The 22,276-nt window shown below is 70.0% G+C and carries 18 protein-coding genes; 9 read left to right on the plus strand and 9 right to left on the minus strand.

Annotated features, from left to right (window positions below):
• Positions 1–300: 300 nt before the first annotated feature.
• Entirely contained in the window at positions 301–1,893 is a 1,593-nt protein-coding gene (pckA, locus tag ABDZ66_RS09605; RefSeq protein ID WP_343758205.1) for a phosphoenolpyruvate carboxykinase (ATP), read from the plus strand.
• Between the two features lie 435 nt (positions 1,894–2,328).
• On the opposite strand, the gene ABDZ66_RS09610 is transcribed toward pckA, so the two are convergent.
• The 3 genes from ABDZ66_RS09610 to ABDZ66_RS09620 all read right to left on the minus strand — a co-directional run bounded on the left by ABDZ66_RS09610 (position 2,329) and on the right by ABDZ66_RS09620 (position 6,535).
• Positions 2,329–3,708, minus strand: a complete 1,380-nt coding sequence (locus ABDZ66_RS09610) for a sugar ABC transporter permease (RefSeq protein WP_343758207.1) — start codon at positions 3,706–3,708, stop codon at positions 2,329–2,331.
• Positions 3,705–5,114: an ABC transporter permease subunit gene (locus tag ABDZ66_RS09615; protein ID WP_343758209.1), complete on the minus strand. Its 1,410-nt coding sequence runs from the start codon at positions 5,112–5,114 to the stop codon at positions 3,705–3,707. Before ABDZ66_RS09615 ends, ABDZ66_RS09610 begins: the two co-directional genes overlap by 4 nt.
• Positions 5,115–5,353: 239 nt before the next feature.
• Positions 5,354–6,535: a sugar ABC transporter substrate-binding protein gene (locus tag ABDZ66_RS09620; protein ID WP_343758211.1), complete on the minus strand. Its 1,182-nt coding sequence runs from the start codon at positions 6,533–6,535 to the stop codon at positions 5,354–5,356.
• Between the two features lie 507 nt (positions 6,536–7,042).
• Here ABDZ66_RS09620 and ABDZ66_RS09625 point away from each other — a divergent pair.
• The 3 genes from ABDZ66_RS09625 (at position 7,043) to ABDZ66_RS09635 (ending at position 10,399) form a co-directional block, all read left to right on the plus strand.
• Positions 7,043–8,272: an MFS transporter gene (locus ABDZ66_RS09625; RefSeq protein ID WP_343758213.1), complete on the plus strand. Its 1,230-nt coding sequence runs from the start codon at positions 7,043–7,045 to the stop codon at positions 8,270–8,272.
• 204 nt (positions 8,273–8,476) lie between these two features.
• Positions 8,477–9,685: an RsmB/NOP family class I SAM-dependent RNA methyltransferase gene (locus ABDZ66_RS09630; protein ID WP_425544420.1), complete on the plus strand. Its 1,209-nt coding sequence runs from the start codon at positions 8,477–8,479 to the stop codon at positions 9,683–9,685.
• A 39-nt stretch (positions 9,686–9,724) separates the two neighbouring features.
• A complete protein-coding gene (locus tag ABDZ66_RS09635) occupies positions 9,725–10,399 on the plus strand; it encodes a hypothetical protein (RefSeq protein ID WP_343758215.1) in 675 nt (224 codons plus the stop codon).
• On the opposite strand, the gene ABDZ66_RS09640 is transcribed toward ABDZ66_RS09635, so the two are convergent.
• The 4 genes from ABDZ66_RS09640 to ABDZ66_RS09655 all read right to left on the minus strand — a co-directional run bounded on the left by ABDZ66_RS09640 (position 10,393) and on the right by ABDZ66_RS09655 (position 13,181).
• A complete protein-coding gene (locus ABDZ66_RS09640) occupies positions 10,393–10,938 on the minus strand; it encodes a hypothetical protein (RefSeq protein ID WP_343758217.1) in 546 nt (181 codons plus the stop codon). The genes ABDZ66_RS09635 and ABDZ66_RS09640 overlap by 7 nt on opposite strands.
• Before the next feature lie 7 nt (positions 10,939–10,945).
• On the minus strand, positions 10,946–11,161 hold the full coding sequence (locus ABDZ66_RS09645) for a hypothetical protein (RefSeq protein WP_343758219.1): 216 nt from the start codon (positions 11,159–11,161) through the stop codon (positions 10,946–10,948).
• Between the two features lie 69 nt (positions 11,162–11,230).
• On the minus strand, positions 11,231–11,938 hold the full coding sequence (gene deoD, locus ABDZ66_RS09650; protein ID WP_343758221.1) for a purine-nucleoside phosphorylase: 708 nt from the start codon (positions 11,936–11,938) through the stop codon (positions 11,231–11,233).
• Between the two features lie 40 nt (positions 11,939–11,978).
• The gene (locus ABDZ66_RS09655) at positions 11,979–13,181 is read right to left on the minus strand and encodes an alanyl-tRNA editing protein (protein WP_343758223.1); all 1,203 of its coding nucleotides are present in this window, start codon (positions 13,179–13,181) and stop codon (positions 11,979–11,981) included.
• Positions 13,182–13,418: 237 nt separating this feature from the next.
• Between ABDZ66_RS09655 and ABDZ66_RS09660 the strand changes: the two genes are divergently transcribed.
• Entirely contained in the window at positions 13,419–13,628 is a 210-nt protein-coding gene (locus ABDZ66_RS09660) for a hypothetical protein (RefSeq protein ID WP_343758225.1), read from the plus strand.
• A 249-nt stretch (positions 13,629–13,877) separates the two neighbouring features.
• Here the strand turns inward: ABDZ66_RS09660 and ABDZ66_RS09665 are convergent, their stop codons facing one another.
• On the minus strand, positions 13,878–15,038 hold the full coding sequence (locus ABDZ66_RS09665; protein WP_343758227.1) for an aminotransferase class V-fold PLP-dependent enzyme: 1,161 nt from the start codon (positions 15,036–15,038) through the stop codon (positions 13,878–13,880).
• Between the two features lie 158 nt (positions 15,039–15,196).
• Here ABDZ66_RS09665 and ABDZ66_RS09670 point away from each other — a divergent pair, with 158 nt between their 5' ends.
• The 3 genes from ABDZ66_RS09670 (at position 15,197) to ABDZ66_RS09680 (ending at position 19,113) form a co-directional block, all read left to right on the plus strand.
• Complete coding sequence (locus tag ABDZ66_RS09670; RefSeq protein ID WP_343758229.1) at positions 15,197–16,138, plus strand: CAP domain-containing protein; 942 nt, start codon at positions 15,197–15,199, stop codon at positions 16,136–16,138.
• Between the two features lie 238 nt (positions 16,139–16,376).
• Positions 16,377–17,717 (plus strand): FAD-dependent oxidoreductase, encoded by a 1,341-nt coding sequence (locus ABDZ66_RS09675; RefSeq protein WP_343758231.1) that lies wholly within the window; start codon positions 16,377–16,379, stop codon positions 17,715–17,717.
• A gap of 40 nt (positions 17,718–17,757) precedes the next feature.
• Complete coding sequence (locus ABDZ66_RS09680) at positions 17,758–19,113, plus strand: WD40 repeat domain-containing protein (RefSeq protein WP_343758233.1); 1,356 nt, start codon at positions 17,758–17,760, stop codon at positions 19,111–19,113.
• A gap of 13 nt (positions 19,114–19,126) precedes the next feature.
• On the opposite strand, the gene serA is transcribed toward ABDZ66_RS09680, so the two are convergent.
• A complete protein-coding gene (gene serA, locus ABDZ66_RS09685) occupies positions 19,127–20,746 on the minus strand; it encodes a phosphoglycerate dehydrogenase (RefSeq protein WP_343758235.1) in 1,620 nt (539 codons plus the stop codon).
• Between the two features lie 234 nt (positions 20,747–20,980).
• Here serA and ABDZ66_RS09690 point away from each other — a divergent pair, with 234 nt between their 5' ends.
• Positions 20,981–22,237 (plus strand): Nramp family divalent metal transporter, encoded by a 1,257-nt coding sequence (locus ABDZ66_RS09690; RefSeq protein WP_343758342.1) that lies wholly within the window; start codon positions 20,981–20,983, stop codon positions 22,235–22,237.
• The last annotated feature ends 39 nt before the right edge of the window (positions 22,238–22,276 follow it).

The raw sequence follows: 22,276 nt of genomic DNA on the forward strand, positions 1-22,276 counted from the left end.
TGCTGCCCCGCTGTGTGGTCAGGGCGCGGCTGGCAGGTGGGGGCCGGGTGGTGGGCTGTCAGGCGTACGGTGAAGTGCGGCTGCCTGTAACGCGGTGGTAAGTGCAGAGCGCATGCTGGTGGCAGGGGGCAGGTGTCCCGGCACGGGAGACGTTTGTGTGTGTTGTTCCCGAAAGTGTGACACCCGAAAGTTTTGACTGGAACCGCTTCCCGGGCGAAGATTCCAGGGTAAGAAAACACACGAAGTCCGGCTTTTGCGTCATCCCAGCCGGTTCCGCTTTCCAGTCACGGAGGACCGCCCATGAGCCTGACCACCAGCGCACCCCTTGCCGATCTCGGCATCAAGACCGCCACCGTCCACCTGAACCCCGGCGTCGACGAACTGTACGCGCACGCCATCCGCCTCGGCGAGGGCCAGCAGGCCGCCTGCGGGCCCCTCACGGTCCGCACCAACAAGACCGGCCGCAGCCCGAAAGACCGCTTCATCGTCGAGGACGACCTGACCCGCGACAAGGTCTGGTGGGGTGGCTTCAACACGCCCATCAGCGGCGCGGTGTTCGACCGCCTCCTCGACAAGATGACCCGCTACGCCGAAGGAAAGGAACTGTTCGTGCAGCAGGTGTACGCCGGCACGGACCCCCGCTACCGCATCGGCTGCCGCATGGTCACCGAGATGGCGTACCACTCGCTGTTCATCCACAACATGTTCGTGCGCCCCACCCCGGCCGAACTGACGGACTTCCACGAGGACTGGACGGTACTGAACATCCCGTCATTCCGCGCCGACCCGGCACTCGACGGCGTGCGCAGCGACACGTTCATCATCATGAACTTCACGCGCCGCATGATCATCGCCGGCGGCACGCAGTACGCCGGCGAGAACAAGAAAGGCATCTTCGGCGTGCTGAACTTCCTGCTGCCGGACCAGGGCGTCATGCCGATGCACTGCTCGGCGAACGTCGGTGATGACGGCGACGTGGCGCTGTTCTTCGGCCTGAGCGGCACCGGCAAGACCACCCTGAGCGCCGACCCCAGCCGCCACCTGATCGGCGACGACGAGCACGGCTGGACCGACACCGGCATCTTCAACTTCGAGGGCGGCTGCTACGCCAAGGTCATCAAACTGAACGCCGAGGCCGAACCCGACATCTACCGCACCACCCGCACCTACGGCACCGTGCTGGAGAACGTGGTGCTGGACGCGGGCGGCAACCCGGACCTGAACGACGGCAGCCTGACCGAGAACACCCGCAGCGCCTACCCGATCAGCCAGATTCCGAACGTGCAGCCCGGCAGTCTGGGCGGCCACCCCCGCAACGTGGTGTTCCTGACCGCCGACGCCTTCGGGGTGCTGCCCCCCATCAGCCGCCTGAGCGCCGAGCAGACCATGTACCAGTTCATCAGCGGCTTCACCGCCAAGATCCCCGGCACCGAGGACGGCGTGACCGAACCCAGCCCCACCTTCAGCACCTGCTTCGGCGCGCCGTTCATGCCCCGCCACCCCGGCGAGTACGCCCGCCTGCTGGCCCGCAAGGTGCAGGACAGCGGCGCGCGCGTGTGGCTGGTGAACACCGGCTGGACCGGCGGCATGTACGGCACGGGCCAGCGCATGAGCATCGCGCACACCCGCCGGCTGATCCACGCGGCCCTGAGCGGCGAACTGGACGGCGCGACCTTCGAGCGCGAACCGCACTTCGGGCTGGAGATTCCCACGGAGGTGCAGGGCGTCCCGGCTGGCGTCCTGAACCCCCGCGACGCCTGGACCGACCCGCAGGCCTACGACGAGACGGCCCGCAAACTGGCCCGGATGTTCCGCGAGAACTTCCGCCGCTTCGAGGACGGCGTGGACCCGGCCGTGACCGCCAGCATGCCCGACCCGGACGCGCAGGGCTGATTCGGACTCGGATTGAGTGGTTGACAAAAACCGTTCAGTCCGAGCGGACTCGCAGCGCTGCGAAGCAGAGCGAGTGGAAGCAAAACGGATTCCGTTTGATACGGATTCCGTTTGTTTCGCCGACAATCCGGAACTTCACCGGATTGCCGACTCCACGTCCGGAACCCGCTTCTCTCCTTCTCGCATCCGCTCGGATTGAATGGTCTTTGCAGCCCATTCAATCGGAGTCCGTATGAGTCCCCGCACGGCGAGGCCCCCAGCCTGATCGGCTGGGGGCCTTTTGCCGTACAGGATGGAGTTATACGGATTCCGTTTGTTTCGTTCACAGATCGGAACACCACCGATCTGTCAACTCCACGTCCGGAACCCGTTTTGCTCCTTACTCGCATCCGCTCGGATTGAACGGCTTTGTCAGCCATTCAATCGGAGTCCGTATTACTCCTTGACGCCGCCGGCGACCGCGCCGCCCACGAAGTAGCTCTGGAAGCCGTAGAACAGCGCGATGATCGGCAGGGCGCCCAGGGTGCTGGCGGCGGCGAACACGCCCCACTTGGTGCTGAACTGCCCGGTCGTGAACGAGCGGAGCATCACGCCGACCGTCCACTGTTCCACGCCGGTCAGCAGGACGTTCGCCAGGATGAACTCGGCGTACGTGCCGATGAACTGGTTCAGGAAGATGAACACCATGATCCCGCCCGACAGCGGCAGCACGATCTGCACGAAGGTCTGCCAGCGGGTCGCACCGTCCACCATGGCGGCCTCCTCCAGCGATTCCGGCAGGCTCTCCACGTACCCCTTGAAGATCCAGGTGTTGAAGGCGATGGCGCCGCCCGAGTACGCCAGGATCAGGCCCGTGAAGGTGTTGCCCAGGCCCAGGTCCGTCAGGAGCTTGTACACGGCGACGAGCGCCAGGAACACCGGGAACATCTGGATGAAGATGAAGAACAGCAGCATCTGGAACCGGCCGGGAAAGCGCAGTCTCGCCATGGCGTACCCGGCGGTGGTGGACAGCACGATGGCGAGCACGCCGGTCAGGCCCGACACGAACAGGGTGTTACGGACCGACAGCAGGAACTTGCTCTCGTTGCTGAACCCCGTGAACTGGGCGGGCGTCATGAACAGCACCAGCGCGGCCAGCGCGGCGATCATGATCCGGGTCGCCCAGGTGCGGGTGCGTTGCAGTCCCACGCTGTCCCGCCCGAAGCGGCCGAGCAGTGTGACGAGCAGCAGGGCGCTCAGGGCCGCGCCGCCCAGGCCGGCCAGCAGGACCTGCCAGCCGGGAATGGTGACGCCCTCGAACAGCTTGGCGAAGTTCTCGGTGCTCAGCACGTCCAGGCGGGGCATCAGGCCGCTGCGGTACAGGATGTTGGGATTCTCGAAGTCCGGGAAGGCGAACAGGCTGTTGCGCGGGTCGAAGGCGGCGATCAGCACGTACAGCAGCGGGTAGACGGCGACCAGCACGACCAGGATCAGGAACAGGTGCGTGAGCTGGTCACCCAGCACGGCGGCGTAACTGATGCGGCGGCCCGTGCGGGCCATGCCGATCCGCTGCCCCAGCAGGCTGGTCAGGGCCAGCACGCCGGTCGCGGCCAGCAGGAACAGCAGGAAGCGCACCCAGCCGCGTTCCACGAAGTAGATCGAGAAGCTCTTCTGGCGGCCCTGCATGTTCTGCACGAGCGCCTGCCCCAGCACGATCAGGGCGATGACCAGGGCGGCCGTGACCAGCCAGGGCAGCGCGCGGCGCAGCAGGCTGGGTTCACGGTGGACGTACCCGCCGGGCGGCAGGTCGCTGGGGGTCTTGGGTGCGGCGGTCACTTGCGGGCCTCCTCGAACACGCCGGCCGCGCGGAAGTTCACGAGGCTAATGGCGAGGGTCAGGAAGAAGATGATCAGGGCGATGGCGCTGGCCAGCGCGAAGTTCTGCCCGCCGCTGGACACGAACGCGGTGTTGTAGCCCCACGAGAGCAGGATGTCGGTGCTCTGGGCGGTACTTTCACGGCCTTCCTGGGCGGGGCCGCCTGCCGTGAGCAGGTAGATGATGCCGAAGTTGTTGAAGTTGAACGCGAAGCCCGACAGCAGGATCGGCGTGAACGACGTGCGCAGCAGCGGCAGCGTGATGGTCGTGATCTGCTGCCAGCGGCTGGCGCCGTCGATCTCGGCCGCCTCGTACAGGTCGTCGTTGATGGTGCTCAGGGCGCTGATGGTGGCGGTCATCATGTACGGGAAGCCCAGCCACAGGTTCACGAGCAGGATGCTGACCTTCGCCCACAGCGGGTCGCCCAGCCAGGGCACGGCGGCGACGCCGAGCAGCCCCAGGGTCTTGTTCACGATCCCGAACTGCTGGTTGAACAGCGCCACCCACATCTGCACGCTGATCACGGCGGGCACGGCCCACGGCAGGAACAGCAGCGTGCGGTAGATGTTGCGGCCCTTCAGGCGCTTGTTGTACAGCAGGATGCCCAGGATCAGTCCGGCGACCGCGTTGATGACGATGGTCGAGAAGGCGAACACCACGGTCCACAGGAACACGGGCCACAGGGCGCGGCTGGCCTTGCCGAAGATCTCGCGGAAGTTGGCCAGTCCCACGTACTCGTAGCGGTTGATGCGGGTGGCGCCCGAGATCTTCACGTCGCCGGGCATCGGGGCGGCCAGGGTGATGGCCGCGCCACGGACACTGGCGACCTTCTGCCGGTACGGGACGCTGGCGTCTTCGTCGTACAGAACGACGGTGCTGCCCGCGCAGTCGGGCGCGGCGCACTTCAGGAACTCGGCCATGCTCTGTCCGGCGAGCTCCGGCAGGGTCACGGTGCGGCGGTCGGCGCTGAGGGTCGCGGCGGTGCGCGAGGCGCTGTCCGGGTTGCCGCTGTTCGAGCCGCTGTAGTTGGTGAAGGCGTAGTTCACGGTCAGGATGACCGGCAGCACCGTGAACGCCAGGATGAACACCAGCGCGGGCAGCAGGTAGAACCAGTTCGTGATCCAGGGAAACAGCCGGTAGGTGAGCGGCGCGAGGATCAGCAGGGCCAGCAGCGTGAAGATCAGGATGGTGTAGGCGGGCGCGCCGGGCAGGACCTGCGCGGTCAGGCCGGCGACCAGCCAGCCGATCAGGACACTCAGGCCGATCAGGGCGCTCAGGATCAGCAGCGCCACGAAGACGCCGCGCGTTCCCTGTGGCGGCACGGTCGCGGACCGTTTGGGAATGGGGGGGTGCATGGTGTGGGTCATGGGTGGGGGTAACCTCCCTGCGCCCGGGGGCAGGTGGAACCGCCGGCGTCGCGGCGGGCAGAAGGGGGTGGCGGGACGGACCTGGTTGGTAGGCAGCCTACACCCTGGCAGCGCGCCGGCGACGGGGGGCGGGCAGGAAAAGCGGCTGCCCCGTCCGGCGTCGGTGGGCGCGGCGGGCGGGGCAGCAACGGCTGACGCAGGGAACGTGCCGGTTCAGGTCACGTTCCCTGCGCAGGGGATCACTTGATGTTGCTGTTGATTTCCTGCACGGCCTTGTCGAGGATCTGGCCGTAGTTCTGGTTGGGCTTCTGGACGCTCTGGGCGATGGCGTTGCTCCAGGGGCCCCACACGGCGCCCATCTGGGGCACGTTGGGCATGGGGGTGCCGGCGCTGATGCTCTTGCCGAAGCCCACGACCACGGGGTCGGCTTTCAGTTTGGTGCGGGCGCTGAGGCTGACGGGGATGCGGCCGCCGGCCTTGTTGAAGGCGACCTGGGCGTCACTGGAGCTGATCTGGCGGGCGAAGGCGGCCGCGGCGGCCTTGTTCTTGCTGTAGGAGTTCAGCATGGTGCCCTGCACGCCCACGAAGGGGCTCCACTTGCCGCTGGCGCCGGGAGGGGTGGGGAAGGTCATGATGCCGTAGTCGACGCCGGCCTTCTTGATGTCGCCCATGTCCCAGGGTCCGGTGAGGAACATGGCGAGGCGGCCGTCCACGAAGGCACTCTTGGCGGCGCCGCCGTCCACGCCCTCGGGCACGAGGTTGTACTTGTAGCGCAGGTCGTTCAGGAAGGCGCTGGCCTTGTCGGCGCCGGCGTTGGCGAGGCCCACGTCCTTGGTGTTCAGGGTGCCGCCGGTGTTCTTGAAGACGTAGCCGCCGTAGGCGCTGACGATCCCGTACTGCATGTAGGCGTTGCTGAGGTCGGCGAGGTAGCCGAATTTACCGCTGCCGGTGTTCTTCTGCGCGGTGGCCAGGAACGCGCTCCAGGTGGTGGGGGCGCTGGGCACGAGTTTCTTGTTGTACACGACGGCGACCGCTTCGGCGAACATGGGGATGCCGAACAGTTTGCCCTGGTAGGTCAGGGCGTTGACGGCGGTCTTGTCGAGGTCGGTCTTGCTGGTGACGTACTTGTCCATCGGCTCGATGACGCCGGCGGCAGCCAGCTGGCCGAGGCGGTCCTGGGGGAGGGTGGTGACGAGGTCGGGGCCCTGGCCCTTGGGGGCGCTCTGGATCAGCTTGTCGGGAATCTGGTCGAAGGGGACGCTGACGATGTTGACGGTGTCGCCGGTCTTGGCCTTGTACTGGGCGGCCTGGGTGCGCAGCCACGCGAGTTCGGCGTCGCCGAAGTGCGTCCAGACGGTCAGGGTGGCGGCGCTGGCCTGGCTGATCAGCGCGAGGGAGAGGACAGTCAGTGCTTTTTTCATAGGGCTCCTTGAAGGACGGCGGTCTAGTGAACCGCTTCCAATTGGGGTTGATCCTGTTCCATCAGTCTTCCACGGAAGGAGGCGTCTGGAGGTGCCGATTCGAGCGCTTTCGGCCGAATTGATTCTGGTTGCTCGCCGGACATTATAGGACTGCACCTCCCGCTTGACAATGCCTGGGCCGTTCAGGAATTGAACGTACCAGTCAATCAAAAGTATGCATTCCCACACCGGGTCCAACGAAGGCGGCCTGCGTTCGCAGGTGCCACCGGAACCGGTGTCTACAGGGAAATTGGTCCTGTCATCATACTCCACACATGAGAGCGGGGAGCCCCCCGGGCATCCGGGCAGTTCGTTCGGTCCCGCCCCATGCCGTCCAGCAACCTCGCCGTCCGGTGCCACGTCACCGGGTGCCACGCCCCTGGAACGCGCCGCGCGTCCCCTGCCGGCACGTCGCGCACGAGACAGGCGTCCTTACCGCTCGGTCAGGGAGCGGCGTATACTCCGCGCATGCCGGCCACCCCCACTCCCTCCACAGCCACGGGCCGCACGCGCCTGACGCTGTTCTTCACCATCTTCATCGCCATGCTGGGCCTCAGCGTCCTGTTCCCCATCATCGCGCCCCTGGGCCGCCAGCTCGGCCTGACCGAGACCCAGACCGGCTGGTTCTCCACCGGCTACTCCCTGATGCAGTTCATCTTCTCCCCCATCTGGGGAAGCCGCAGCGAACGCCAGGGCCGCAAACCTGTGCTGCTGCTGGGCCTCGTGGGCTTTTCCATCAGCTTCGGCCTGTTCGGCATCCTCGCCCAGCTGGGCCTCCAGGGCGCACTGGGCGGCACCGCCCTGTTCGCGCTGCTGGTCGCCTCCCGCCTGATCGGCGGCGTGCTGTCCAGTGCCACCCTGCCCACCGCGCAGGCCATGATGGCCGACCTGAGCGACAAGAACGACCGCGCCGCCAGCCTCGGCCTGATCGGCGCCGCCTTCGGGCTGGGCGTCGTGTTCGGCCCCGCCATCGGCGCACTCCTGAGCACCGTCAGCCTCACCGCGCCCATCTTCTTCAGCACCGCGCTGGGCCTGGTCACTGCGCTGGTCGCGTGGCGCACCCTGCCCGAAACGCGCCGCGCCGGCAGCACCGAACCCGCCACCGGCAGCCGCCGCGCCCTGCTGGGCCAGGGCGCCATCCCGCTGTTCCTGGCGATCAGCGCCCTGAGCACCCTCGCCAGCGTCGGCATGGAACAGACCATCGGCTTCTACGTGCAGGACACCCTGAAGCTCACCCCGGAAGGCGCGGCCCGCACCGTCGGCGGCATGCTGACCATCTTCGGACTGGTCGCCGCGCTCGTGCAGGGCGGCGCCATCCGGCCCCTCGCGAAGAAACTGCCCACCACGCCGCTGGTCGCCGCCGGGCTGCTGATCATGGCCGCCGGCATGTTCCTGCTGCCCACCGGCCAGAGCTTCTGGCCGATCACGCTGGCCCTGGCCGTCATCGGGATCGGCAGCGCCGTCCTGAGCCCCAGCCTCAGCGCCGCCCTGAGCCTCAGCGTCACCGAGGACCAGCAGGGCGCGGTCGCCGGACTGAACTCCAGCGCCCTCGCCCTGGGCCGCATGACCGGCCCGCTGATCGGCACCGGCCTGTACCAGACCGCCGGACACGCCGCCCCCTACCTCCTGAGCGGCGGCGTCCTGACCGCCCTGCTGATCTGGACACTGATCAGCCGGCCCAGGGTGAATACCGCCTGATGGTCGATGGTCGACAGCGTGCGCGCGGCCCGGCCGTCCCTGTCAAGGCCACTCCCTGCTGCCAACCCACCCTCCCCCCTTTCCGGCGCGTACACTGCCAAGGTGAACGACGCTCCACGCCGACCCTCTGCCCGCCCTGCTTCCGGCTCCCGCCCTTCCCGTGAGGACCGGCCGGGGCCTTTCAATCCCGCGCGGGAGGTGGCGGTGCGGGTGCTGCTGCGCGTGCTGAACGGCGACGCCTTCGCCGCCCCGGCACTGGACGACGCCCTGCAACAGGCGCGGCTGCCGGGCCGGGACTCGGGACTGGCGACGCACGTCGTGTACGGCACGCTGCGGCACGCGCTGACGCTGGACCGCGCCCTGAGCCCCATGCTGAAGGGCGAGACGCACCCGAAGACGCGGGCCGTCCTGATGGCCGGGGCGTTCGAGAAACTGTTCCTGGGCACCGCGCCGCACGCCGTGGCGAGCGAGTACGTGAACCTCGCCCGTGGGGCGCGGCTGGGACCGCCCGCGCTGGTGAACGCCGTGCTGCGCCGCGTGACGCTGCCCGACGCGACCGACGAGACCCGCACGGAACTGCCCGGCTGGCTGGCCGACCTGTACCGCGCGGCGTTCGGTGAGCAGGCGGGCGCGGTCATGGCGGACCTGCTGCGCCCGCAACCGCTGTGGCTGAGCCTGTCGGACGCGGGCGTGCGCGCCCTGGAGGAAGAGGGCAGCGTCGTGCATCCGGGCGTGCAGGGCGTGGACCGCGTGGAACTGGACCGCCCGCTGCGCCGCACCGCCGCGTATGAACGCGGGCAGGCGCAGCCGATCAACCCGGCCAGTCTGGCCTGCGTGGACGCGCTGGGCGACGTGAGCGGCGTGCGCGTGCTGGACCTGGCGGGCGGGGCGGGCGTGAAGGCCGCGATGCTCGCCACGCGCGGCGCGCAGGTCACCAGCGTGGACCTCGTGGCCCGCAAGCACGACGCGGCGCGCGGAAACCTGCGCCGCCTGGGCCTGAAAGCCGAGTTCGTGACGCACGACCTGACCGAACCCCTGCAACTGGAACCGGCGGCCGTGGTGCTGCTGGACGCCCCCTGCACCGGCAGCGGCACGCTACGCAGCCACCCGGAAATCAAGTTGCGCCTCACGCCGGACGCCGTGCAGGAGATGGCGGCGCTTCAGGCGCGGATGCTGCCGAACGCGGCGGCGCTGGTGCAGCCCGGCGGGACGCTGGTGTACTCGGTGTGCTCGGTCACGCCGCAGGAAGGACCGCAGGTCGTGCAGGCCTTCCTCGACGCCCACCCGGACTTCGAGGCGCAGCCCGTGACGGGCGTCGAGGTGCCCACCGTCCCGGCGGGACCGGGCGTGCTGACCGTCCCGGACGGCGGCATCGACGGGTTCTTCATCGCGCGGATGGTGCGCCGGGCGTAAGCGGTAGGCAGCGCAGACCGGGGCCGGGTACGCTGGGGTATGACACTCCTGCGCCGGTCCGTCCTGCTGAGCCTCCTGACGCTGCTGCCCGGCGCCGCGCACGCGCAGACCCCCGCGAACTGCGCCCTGGCGAACGCCGTGGACAGCGGCACGTACGCCACCCTGACGATCAGCGCGTGGTCTGAAGTCGATCAGGACAACGCCAGTTACAACTGGGCCGAGTGCCGCGCCGCCGCGCTGCGCCGCACCCTGACCGGCAACCCCAAGCTCAGTGCCCGGATCGACACGCTGCGAAGACAGTACCGCGAGATGCGCGCCATCGAGAGCGAACTGGCGGGCGTGCGCGCCGGGGGCGGCACGCTGTACGCGCACGCCGTGCCCCGGTCCTTCGCGTTCCTGGAAGAGCAACTGGCCAGCCTCGCGGGACTGGCCCGCACGGCGCTCGGTGGCCAGACCGGCAGCCTGTACGCGCGGCAGGTGACGCAGGCCCGCGCGGACCACGCGGCGTACGTCGCGGCGCTGCGCCGCTACCGCCCCGGCGCCGACGAGGAGTACGTGCGGTTCGACCCGGTCAGCTGGAACGCCAGCGTGAACCGCTACGAGGCGCTCGGGAAGGCGATCATGGGCACGCTCGGTAGCCGCAACGACGCCGCGACCGCTGCCGGGTACGCCATCCTGACCAGCCCGGTCTTCAGTGCCGACGGCGACTACTGACCGCCACCATGAACGGCGCGCCGCCGCAGGTGACTCCACAGGTCGCCTTCCAGCGCGGCGGCCCATACGGGGGGCGTCTCGCTGATCTGCGCGGCGCTGAGGGTCACGGCCCGCTCACCGTTCGTCAACACGGTGAAGGCCTGCGCCGGCCCGATCAGCGGGGGCTGCGCCGCCCAGCCCTGCGCGGCCGCCTGCGCCAGCCAGTGCGTGAACGCCGCGCGGATGTCGGTGCCCGGCGGCAACAGGACGTGCGGCGCACCCTGCGGTTCAGGCCAGGACACGCCGGGCGGGGCACCCAGGTTCAGGCCCGGCTCTGCGGCCACGGGCCCGGACCGGGGCAGCAGCGGCAGGTCCAGCGTGCCGCCCGCGCTGACCACGAGCAGCAGGGACTCCTCCCCCACCCGGTACAGGTCCGCTGGGACGCCGAAGCCCACAGCCCCGGTCGGTAGGGGCGCACATTTGGCCGCCAGCAGCGCGGCGCGAATACCGGCCAGCGCCCGCCACTGTCCGCGCGGGTCGGCCGGGCCGCGCAGACGCACGAAGCGCTCACCCCCGGTCGCGGTACACGCCCAGCGGCGTCACGCCCGCCGGCCACACCACGCCGCGCAGCGGGGCAGGCAGGTCCGCCACGCACCGCCGGGGCCAGCGCAGGGGCGGGAACAGCAGTCCCAGCGCCAGCCGCAGCCGGGCCAGCCTCCGGCCTGACAGACGGCTCCCTGTCGCCGCCGGGTCACTGAACGTCCAGTCCGCTGCGCGTTTCATGCCCGCAGTGTAAAACCGGGCCGCACACGGCGACCCGGCCGATGAAGCCTGGGGTGCAGTCCTGAAGGGTTACTGGCCCAGCGCGGCGTCGAGGGCGATCTCGATCATGGCGTTGAAGGTCAGCTGGCGTTCCTCGGCGGTGGTCTCCTCGCGGGTGACGAGGTGGTCGCTGATGGTCAGGACGGTCAGGGCCCGGACGCCGTGCTTGGCGGCCAGGGTGTACAGTCCGGCGGCTTCCATCTCGACGGCCAGCACGCCGAAGTCCGCCCAGATTTTGTACTGGTCGAAATCGTCGTGGTAGAAGGTGTCGCTGCTCATGATGTTCCCGACGTGCGTGGTGTGGCCGCGTTCGCGGGCGATCTGGTAGGCGCGCATCAGCAGGTCGAAGTCCGCGATAGGCGCGAAGTTCTTCGCGCCGAAGCGGATGTTGTTGATGTTGCTGTCCGTGCAGGCCGCCTGCGCGAGCACGATGTCGCGGACGTGCACGTTCTCCTGGTAGCTGCCGGCGGTGCCGACGCGGATCAGGTTCTTGCAGCCGTACTGCGTGATCAGTTCGCTGACGTAGATCATGGAACTGGCGATGCCCATGCCGGTGCCCTGCACGCTGACCCGCTGGCCCTTGTACGTGCCGGTGTAGCCGTGCATGCCGCGCACGGTGTTGTGCAGGACGGGGTCGGTGAGGAAGGTCTCGGCGATGTGCTTGGCGCGCAGGGGGTCGCCCGGCAGGAGGACGGTTTCGGCGATCTGGCCCGGTTCGGCGTTCAGGTGAATACTCATGACCCCTGAGCCTACCAAGTTCCGGGGTGGCTGTGAACCGTCAGGCGGTGGCGAGGAGCGTCGCGCGGACGGCGTGCGTGAAGGCGGCCACGTCCGGGGCGCTGCCCTGCGCGAGGTCCGGGCGGCCGCCGCCCCTGCCGCCGCTGGCGGTCAGCGCGGCGCGCAGCACCGCTCCGGCGTTCACGGCCGGGTCGGCGCTGCCGATGCCCACGCGGCCCGCATCTGTGACCGCCACGACGACCTCGCCGGGGTTCAGGTCGGTCAGGGCGGGCAGCAGGCCAGCCGGGTCGGGCAGCGTCACGACGCGCAGGGTCACGGTTCCGTGCGTCTCGGTGGGGGCGGCGTCCCGCAGGGTGCGGGCGTGCGCGGCGTGCAGGGCGTCGAGTTGCGCGGCCAGCGCGTTCCGTTCGGTGGTCAGCGCCTCGACCCGTTCGGGCAGCCGCTCGACCGGCACGCTGAACCCCACGGCCAGCCTACGGGCGCCGGCATACACGCTGCCCAGGTACGCGCCCGCCTCCTCGCCGGCCATGAAGGTCACGCGGGTCACGCCGCCCCTCACGCGCTCGGTGCGCAGGATCACGACCGGGGCGGCCATGGCGGCGCGGGGGACGTGCGTGCCGCCGCAGGCGCTCACGTCGAACGGTTCGCCCTGTCCGTCCCGGAAGATCACGAGGCGCACGTTCCCGCTGACCTTCGACTCCCGGCGCAGCGGGTAGAGGTGCAGGTCGCGGTCCGGCACGACCGGCGTTTCGAGGGTCAGGTCGGTGCGGCCCAGCGTCTCGCGCAGCAGCGCCCCGGCAGCCCGCACGTGCGTTTCGGCCGGGTCGCCGCGCAGGTCCAGGGTGCATTCGGGGCCGGTCATGTTCACGGCGTCCACCGTGAACGCCGGGTTCACGCGCACGAAGGCCTGGGCCAGCAGGTGCTCGGCGCTGTGCCGCTGCGAGTGCCGCCAGCGGCGCGCGGCGTCCACCTCGCCCTGGACCGGCGTGCCGACCGGGGGGGCGTCGCCGTCCAGGGTGTGCCAGATCAGGCCGCTGGCCTTCTCCTTGCGGCTGTGCGTAACGGTCGCCGCACGGAGCTCGCCGCTTTCGCCGGTCCAGCGCAGCGTGCCGGTGTCGGCCGCCTGCCCGCCCGCTTCCGGGTACAGGGCCGTGGCGTCCAGCGCCGCCTCGTGCCCGGCGGCGTGCGTGACCTCCGCGGCGAACGTGAGGTCGTGGGAAACGTGGTACAGGGCGCGGGTCATGCCGGACAGGGTAAGGCACGGGGTGTTCTCGCGGGCTGCTCCCGGGACGCCACCGACCTGAAGGGCACTTAAAGCCCTTTTCAAGGTCGGTTCAACAGTTCATTGCGGCAGCGTCAGATTCTGTTCCCTACACTGAACTCATTCAACGGGCCGCCGGAACACGAGAGAGACCGTGAACACCGAACGTCCATTCCATGCAATCAGCGTCCGGTCTTTTTACCGGAACAGGAGGTCATTATGTCAAACTTCACCATCTACATGATCGGAATCGTGGTGCTGATCGTGGCACTGTTCATCGCCGGGAACGCCTTCGGATGGCCGCAGTCCTACACCCTGATCGGCGCGGTCGTGCTGCTGGGCCTCGGCATCCTGGCCGGCGTGACGAGCACCAAACGCCGCGATCCGCCCGCCGGTGATCCGCCCAGCGGCACTCCCCCCGTCCGCTGACCTGTCCCCACAGAGAACCGCCCCGGCTTCAGGCCGGGGCGGTTCTCTGTGGGGACTGAACGGTGCGAATCCCGGTCAGCCGGAACCCGTTTCATGCGGATTCCGTTTATTTCGTTGACAGATCGGAACACCACCGATCTGCCAACTCCACGTCCGGAGGGGCGTTTCTCTCCGGCTCGCTCTGCAGCGCAGCTCTACGAGTCCGCTCGGATTGAATGGCCTTTGCAGCCCATTCAATCGGAGTCCGTATCAGCCGTTCAGGGCCTGCCAGGCGGCGTTCACGGCGGCGCCCCGCTCGAAGGACACACCCAGGGCCGCGAAGGCATCTTCGAGGATGCCGGCGATCCCGAGGGCGTCGTAGCGGTCGGCGTAACCCATGGTGCTCACGCGGAACACCGTGTCCTCGTGGGGCGCCTGTCCGGGCAGGGCGCGCTGGCCCATGGCGGCCAGCTGCGCGGCCACCTGCCGGCCCGTGAGTCCGGCCGGGGGCGTCAGGACTGCCACGGCCGGGCTGGTGCGTGGCGCCCAGGCGGGGGCGCCCAGCGCGGTTCCGGCGGCGATCAGGGCGTCGGTCTTGCGGCGCTGCTCGGCCCACAGCACCTCGCGCGGTACGCTCAGCAGGCGGTCCAGGGCGGTGCTCAGGGCGTAGATCAGGTTGATGGCCGGCGTCTGCGGGGTGCTGCCGGCCTTCTGCCCGGCCAGTTCGCGGGTCATGTCGAGGTAGAAGGCGTTGCCCGGGTTGCGGATCAGGCGTTCCTGCACCCCGGGGCTGAACAGCACGAAGCCCAGCCCGGGCGGGGTGGCGGTGCCCTTCTGGCTGCCGGACACGATCACGTCCACGCCCCACGCGGCGGGGCGCAGCTCGGCCACACCGTACGAGGTGATGCCGTCGGCAATGATGATCAGGTCCGGGTTCTGTGCCCTCGCGGCGCGCGCGATGGCTTCCAGGTCGTGCAGGGCGCCGGTGCTGGTCTCGCTGTGCGTGATCAGCAGGGTGTGTGCGCCGCGCGTGGCGTCCGCGATCTCCTGCGGGTCGAGCACCTCGCCCCAGGGTCTGGCGACCAGGGTGGTGTCGTACCCGAAGCGCTGGGCCATCTCGCCCCAGCGTTCGCTGAACTTGCCGGCCTGGGCGTTCACGACCCGCGCGCCGGCCGGGGTGGTGCTGAGCAGGGCGCCCTCGAACGCGCCGGTGCCGCTGCTGGTGGTGATGACGGCGTCGTAGGGGTCGCCGAGCAGCTGCGAGAGTTTCGCGCGGGCTTCCATGAGTTTCTCGATGCCGTCCTGGGCGCGGTGGTGCATCTGCGGCTGCGCCAGCTGTGCGAGGACGTCCGGCGCGACCTCGACCGGGCCGGGCGCGATCAGGCGGGTGCGGTTCAGGGGCGTGTGGGCGCGGTCGGGGGCTTCACTCATGTCCCGCATGGTAGGCGTTGCCGCGTGGCGGGGTGGGGGCGCTGTGCAGCACCCTGTGGGGAACACCCGCCTGGCCCGCGGTGCGACGGGCCGGGAAGCGGGCCTTCACCTGCGCAGGTTGTGAGAAGTCTGTAGAGAATTCATGATGGAATCATGGAGTGAAGCTGAAGATCCACTCATCCCTGGTGGCCGCCCTGACCCTCCTGAGCGCCGGTCTGTTCCTGCCGCCCGGCGTGCAGGCGCAGGCGACCGTGCCGCTGCCGAGCGCGCCGGCCGGCACGCCCCCCGCCCCGGCCACCGGCAGCGGCGTGACCCTCCCGGGCGGCGCGGTCCTCAGCCCGGACCTGCTGGTCGCCAGCGCCGACGTGTTCGCGCAACTCGTCCAGGCGGACTTCCTGAGCTGCGGCCAGGACGCCCGGCGCGACGAGCAGCTCGACCTGATCGCCGGGCGCGTCCTGCGGGGCTTCACGCTGAAGGCCGAGCTGGGCAGCGCGCGTTACCCCGCCAAACGCTTCGCGAGTTTCGTCCTGCCCAGGCTCGGGCGGGCGAACCAGGTTGCCGGGGCGCTCGCCAACCAGTGCGCTCACCGGGTGGGATTCAGCCGTTACGGCGTCGCCGTGCAGGATGGCCGGGCCACGCTGGTATACGTGCAGCCCGCGCAGATCGAGGCGAGCGACCCGCACGGGTGGATGCTGCGGTTCATGGCGATCACGAACGAGGCCCGGCGTCAGGGGCAGCGCTGCGGTGACCAGCTGTTCGGCACGACCGGCCCGCTGCGCTGGGACGACCGCCTTGCAAGCAGCGCCCAGATGCACGTCAACGACATGATCCGCCTGAACTTCCGCGGTCACGTGAATCCCGAGACCGGCAGCGAACCCCCGGACCGCGCCCGCGCCAGCGGCTACACCGGCGCGGCGGTCGGTGAGAACGCCGCCTACAACGTCCTGACGCCCGAGGAGGCACTCCAGGCGCTGCTGGACAGCCCGGGCCACTGCCGGACGCTGATGAACCCCGACTGGACCGCCTTCGGGGCCGCCATGGGCAACGGCGTCCCCGGCAACATCTTCAACACGTACTGGGTTCAGGATTTCGGCCGCTGAGCAGCCGTGACGGCCCGTCCGGACTCCGGCTGAAAGCTGCGTGAAGGCGTTCAACCCGATGGGCCTCGCAGGGCGGCGCCGCAGCGCGAGCCGCAGAGCAACGGGTTCCGGGTGGGGAACCGGCCCGTGGTGCGGGGAGTGAACGAGACCGGCGCGGTCCGTCTCCCGCCCGCCGGCCGGGCGTCCTCATGAAGGCCGCCGATATGGTGGCCGTACGGGGAGCCGCTACGCTGCGGGCATGCGGATCGTAGTGGTGGGCGGCGTGGCGGCCGGGATGAGCGCGGCCAGCCGGGCGCAGCGGTTCAGTGCGGACGCGCAGGTCGTGGTGTTCGAGCGTGGCGGGTTCGTCAGTTACGGCGCGTGCGGCCTGCCGTACGTGATCGGCGGGGAGGTCGGGGCGTTCAGTGATCTGGTGGCCCGCACGCCCGCGCAGATGCGGGCGCGTGGCATCCGCGTACGGACCCGGCATGAGGTGACAGACGTGGACGCGCGCGCCGGGACGGTCACGGTCCTGGACCGCGCGGCAGGCCGCACGACCACCGAACCCTACGACCGGCTGCTGCTGGCCACCGGGGTCTCCCCCGTCCGGCCGGACTGGGCGCACACGGACCTGGCGGGCGTGCATGTGCTGCGCGACATCCCGGACGGCGAGGCGCTGGACGCCAGCGTGCGGGGCGCGAAACGCGCGTGCATCGTGGGCGGCGGCTACATCGGCCTGGAACTGGCCGAGGCGCTGCGGGCGCGTGGCCTGAGCGTGGTCCTGCTGGAAAAGGGCCCGGAGGTGGCGGGGCGGATGCTGGACCGGCCGTTGCAGGCGCAGGTGCGGGAGGAACTGGAGCGCGGCGGCGTGGACGTGCGCTGCGGCGTGACCGTGCAGGGCCTGACCGGCCGCGGGCACGTGACGGGCCTGCAGACGGACCGGGGGCTGGTGCGGGCCGACGTGGTCATCGTGGCGGTGGGCGTGACACCGAACGTGGAGCTGGCCCGGGCCGCCGGGGTCCGCCTGGGGAAGACGGGCGCGGTGGCCGTGAACGCCCGGCAGGAGACGAACGTGCCGGGCGTCTACTCGGCCGGGGACAACACCGAGAGCCTGCACCGGGTCACGCGCCGCCGCGTGCATATCCCGCTGGGCCTGCCGGCCAACCGGATGGGGCGCGTGGCGGGCGTGAACATGGCCGGCGGGGAGGCCCGCTTTCCCGGCGTGGTCGGGACCGGGATCTTCAGGACCTTCGGGCTGGGCGTGGCCCGCACCGGCCTGACGCAGGCGGAGGCGGAGGCGCTGCACCTGAACGCCGTCAGCGTGGACGTCACCAGCACCGACCACGCCGGGTACCACCGCAGTTCCAGACCCATTCACGTGCGCCTGACCGGCGAGCGCGGCAGCGGGCGGCTGCTGGGCGCCCAGCTGATCGGCCACAACCACCTGAGCGTGAAGCGGGTGGACGTGGTCGCGGCCCTGCTGGGAGAGCGGGCCACCGCCCAGGACCTGTTCGACGCGGACCTCGCGTACGCCCCGCCCTTCAGTGGCGTGTGGGACGTGCTGCTGGTGGCCGCCGACCGGCTGCAGCGGACCCTGTGATTCGCGCCGCGCCGCGCCCGCGGCGTGCCAGACTGCGGCCATGCAACGCCTGCGGTCCTTCACCACGTTCCTGCTCGCCACGGCCGTGGCGTTCTCCAGCGCACTCGCCCAGACCACGCCGGTGGACCGCCTGGCCGCCAGCTACCACTTCCCGGTCGGCAGCTACGCCCCGGCCAGCCGGATTGCGGCCCTGGAGACGCCGCTGCCGCCCGGCAGTCTCCAGCTCAATGAACCGGGCATCCCCGATGCCAACCTGATGGCCCACGGCTTTGAGACGCTGCCCGCGGAGTACGGGCTGCGCTGTCAGGACCGGGCGTTCTACGTGGCCCCGGCGGTGCCCGAGGATTTCTGGACGCTGCGCCGGACACTCCTGGACCTGCCGGACGCGGCCGGGCTGGGCGAGAGCAACGGTCAGGTCATCTTCCGCCGGAACCAGGTGTTCGGCTGGATGACCTGGCAGGGGTCCGCCCTGTTTCTGGGTACCTGCACCGTCGCCCCGGTCGCGGGGCCAGCCCGGACCTTCAGTCCCGTCATCGGGCTGTTCCAGGGTCAGCCTGTGGCGGTCATGGCGGGGCTCGACGGCACACTCGCCTGGTGCGGGCCGGGCGGCCCGGAGCGGACGCTGCGGCTGACCCGCGGGGGCCTGCGCGTCATGGCCCTGAGCTGGGACGGCGCGCGGCTGGCGGTGGCGGGCTGGGACCCGGGGCCGGTGATCCTGCTGCTGAACGCCCGGACGGGCGAGGTGCTGCGCCGCGTCGGGTGGTCGTTCGGCCTTGACGCCCTGGCTTTCTCCGGCGATGGCCAGACGCTGCTGGTCCACGACGTCAATTCAACCTACGCGCTGCTGGACGCCCGGACGGGCGAGGTGCTGGGCGATTGGAGCAACGAGTCCTGGCGTCAGGGCGGGCTGCTGGGGGGCGGCGCGAGCAGCTTCGTTCAGGTGGGTGCCGGCTCCGGCCCCCTGCGGGTACTGGACGGCTTGACGGGCAGGATGACGCGCAATCTCAACAGCTACGAGGTCACCGCCAACGCCCTGACCCCGGATGGACTGTGGGCGGTCACGGCAGACCGCCGGGGGCAACTGAAGGCGTACCGGTCGCGCGATACCAACCTGGGGTTTCCACGCGCCCCGGATTCGGCCGTGACGCTGGGTACCGCCTCGGCCGCCACGCTCCTGATTCCCGGGCGCTCGCCGGACGAGGTTCTGGCCCTGGTGCCCAGCAGGACGTCCGCGGGCGCCGCGGCGGTGCAGCTGCTGGGCTGGCGGGTCAATGAGCGGAGCGTCGCGGCCCTCAACACCGTGGAGATCCGCCCGCGCGACCTGCTGGCCCTGGATCTGGGGGCGGGCACCCTGACGGCCGTGCCCGCCTGCCTGCCCGAACCCCTGCGGCCCTGAGCTGCGGCCCTGGTTACACGCGGACCAGGTAGGCGCTGTCGATCACGTCCAGTGCCCGCACCTGCGCCAGCTGCCCCGGCGTCAGGGCGTCGTCGAGGGTCAGGGTGAACAGCGCCTGTCCGCCCTTCTCGGCGCGGCCGAGGGCCATGCCGGCGATGTTCACGCCCCACTGGCCGAGCAGGGTGGAGAGCTGGGCGACCGCGCCGGGCTTGTCCTGGTTGCTGGCGATCAGGATGTAGCCTTCGGGCTCGAGTTCCACGCGGAAGTCGCGCAGGCGGGTCAGGCGGGGATTCCGGCCGAAGACGGTGCCGCCGACGGTGCGGGTGCGTTCCTTCTGTCCGTCCCCGCCGCCCGTGACCTTCACGATCACCTCGGTCTGGTAGTCGGGGCTGTCGCCTTCCTCGCGGATGGCGATGTTCACGCCACGTTCCCGGGCGAGGGCGCGGGCGTTGATCATGTTGGGCGTCTCGTCGGTGCTGCCGGCCAGGTACCCGACGAGGACGCTGGTGACGACCGGGGCGGGATCGGCGGGGAATTCGCCGCGGAAGGTGACTTCGACGTCGTGTGCGCCGGGCAGCAGTTGCGAGAGGACCCGGCCGAGTTTCTCGCCGAGTTTCAGGTAGCCGCCGAGCGCTTCCATGGTCTTGGCGTCCAGGGCGGGGGCGTTCACGGCGCCCTTGCTGACGTCGCCGTGCAGGGCGTCGAGGACGCGGGAGACGATTTCAGCCCCGACGCGTTCCTGCGCCTCGAAGGTGTTGGCGCCCAGGTGCGCGGTGATGCCCAGGTTCGGGGCGCCCAGGAAGGGGTGGTCCGGGGTGGGGGGTTCATCCACGAACACGTCCACGCCCGCGGCGAAGAGGTGACCGCTGTGCAGGGCGTCCACGAGGGCCTGTTCGTCGATGATGCCGCCGCGCGCGGCGTTCACGGCAATGGCGCCCCTGCGCAGTCGGGCGAGCTGCGGGGCGCCGATCATGCCGCGGGTCTCGTCGGTCAGGGGGGTGTGGACGGTGACGGCGTCCACCTGAATGAGCAGGTCGTCGAGGGTGGCGGCGCGCGTGACGCCGAGGCGTTCGAACTTGCTGTCCGGGACGTAGGGGTCGAAGGCGACGACCTTCATGCGCAGGCCCTGGGCGCGGTCGGCGACGATGCTGCCGATACGGCCCAGGCCGACGATGCCGAGGGTGCGGTCCTTGAGTTCCTGGCCCAGGTACTTGCGGTCCCACTGTCCGGCGCGGGTCAGGCGGTCGCTGCGGGTCAGGCCGCGCGCGGCGGCCATGAGGTGCATGACGGCCAGTTCGGCGGCCGAGACGTTGTTGCTTTCCGGGGCGTTCAGGACCAGCAGGCCGCGCAGGCTGGCGTAGTCGAGGTTGATGTTGTCCACGCCCACGCCGCCCCGGCCGATGACTTTCAGGCGGGGTCCGGCGGCGTCGATGAGTTCCCGGTCGACCTTGGTGCGGCTGCGGGTGATCAGGGCGTCGTAGTCGGGCAGGCGGCGCAGGGTCTCGGCGCGGTCCATGTTGCCCTGGTAGTCGATCTGGAAGCCGGCGTGGTCGAGGTTGCCGGGGTTCATCTCGTCGCAGATCAGGACGCGCAGGGTGGCGGCCTGTTCGGGGGTGGGTGCGGGAGCGGTCATGGTTCTGAGGGTAAGCGTCCGGGGAGGGTGCGGGCAGGATTTGGCTAGGGGGAGGGTGCGGACTTCGGGTTTTCTTCAGGTGGGGTGGGTGGCCGGGGCGGGGGGTAGACTTCTATTTTTAGGTAAACCTAAAATGCGGGCATGCCGTCCACCCCCCCCTCCCCGGACGCTGCCCACGTCCCCAGCGACACCCCTGCCACGCCGCGCCCCACGTCCAGCAGCCTGGACGACCGCATGAACGCCCGCGCCGCCGCCATCCTCGAACAGCGCGGCGGGCGGCGCGGCCTGGCCCGCCTGCTGCCCTTCATCGGCCCGGCCGTCATCGCGTCCATCGCGTACATGGACCCCGGCAACTTCGCCACCAACATCAGCGGCGGCGCGCAGTTCGGCTACGGCCTGCTGTGGGTGATCCTGACCGCGAACCTGATGGCCATGCTCATCCAGAACCTCAGCGCCAAGCTGGGCATCGCCACCGGTCACAACCTCCCGGAGGTCATCCGTCGGCGCTGGCCCCGCCCGGTCGTGTGGGCGTACTGGGTGCAGGCCGAGATCGTCGCCATGGCCACCGACCTCGCCGAATTCCTGGGGGCCGCCATCGCCATCCAGCTGCTGACCGGCCTGCCGCTCATCTGGGGCGCGGCCATCACCGGCGCCCTGACCTTCTGGCTGCTGACCATCCAGCGCCGCGGGTTCCGCCCACTGGAACTCGTGATCGGGGGGTTCGTCGCCGTGATCGGCGTGGCGTACCTCACGCAGTTCGTGATGGCCCGGCCCGACCTCGCGCAGCTCGGAGCGGGATTCATTCCGTCATTCCAGGGCGTGGACAGCGTGTACCTCGCGGTCGGCATCATCGGCGCGACCGTCATGCCGCACGTCATCTACCTGCACTCGGCCCTCACGCAGGGACGCGTCCCCACCCGCAACGACGACGAGAAACGCCGGCTGAGCCGACTCAACCGCGTGGACGTGATCGTGTCCATGGGCATCGCCGGCCTGATCAACATGAGCATGCTGGCCGTCGCCGCCGCCACCTTCCACGGCAAGGGCATCGAGGACGCCGGGAATCTCGAGACCGCCTACCAGACCCTCACGCCCCTGCTCGGCCCGGCCGCCGCGACCGCCTTCGCCATCGCGCTGCTCGCCAGCGGCCTGAGCAGCAGCGCCGTGGGCACCATGGCCGGGCAGGTGATCATGCAGGGCTTCGTGAACTTCAGCATTCCGCTGTGGCTGCGCCGCACCATCACCATGCTGCCCGCCTTCGTCGTGATCCTGCTGGGCCTGGACCCCACGCGCGTGCTGATCCTCTCGCAGGTCATCCTGAGTTTCGGCGTGCCGTTCGCCCTCGTGCCGCTGCTGCTGTTCACCGCGCGGCGCGACGTGATGGGCGTCCTGACCAGCCGCCCGCACGTCACCGGGCTCGGCTGGCTGTTCGCGGGCATCATCATCGCCCTGAACGGGTACCTGCTGTGGGGCGCCCTGACCGGAGGGTGAGGGGGGGGCGGGGGCCTGCGCCTGGGCGCGGTTTCCGGT

It is taken from the genome of Deinococcus depolymerans (assembly GCF_039522025.1).
Taxonomy (GTDB): Bacteria; Deinococcota; Deinococci; order Deinococcales; family Deinococcaceae; genus Deinococcus; species Deinococcus depolymerans.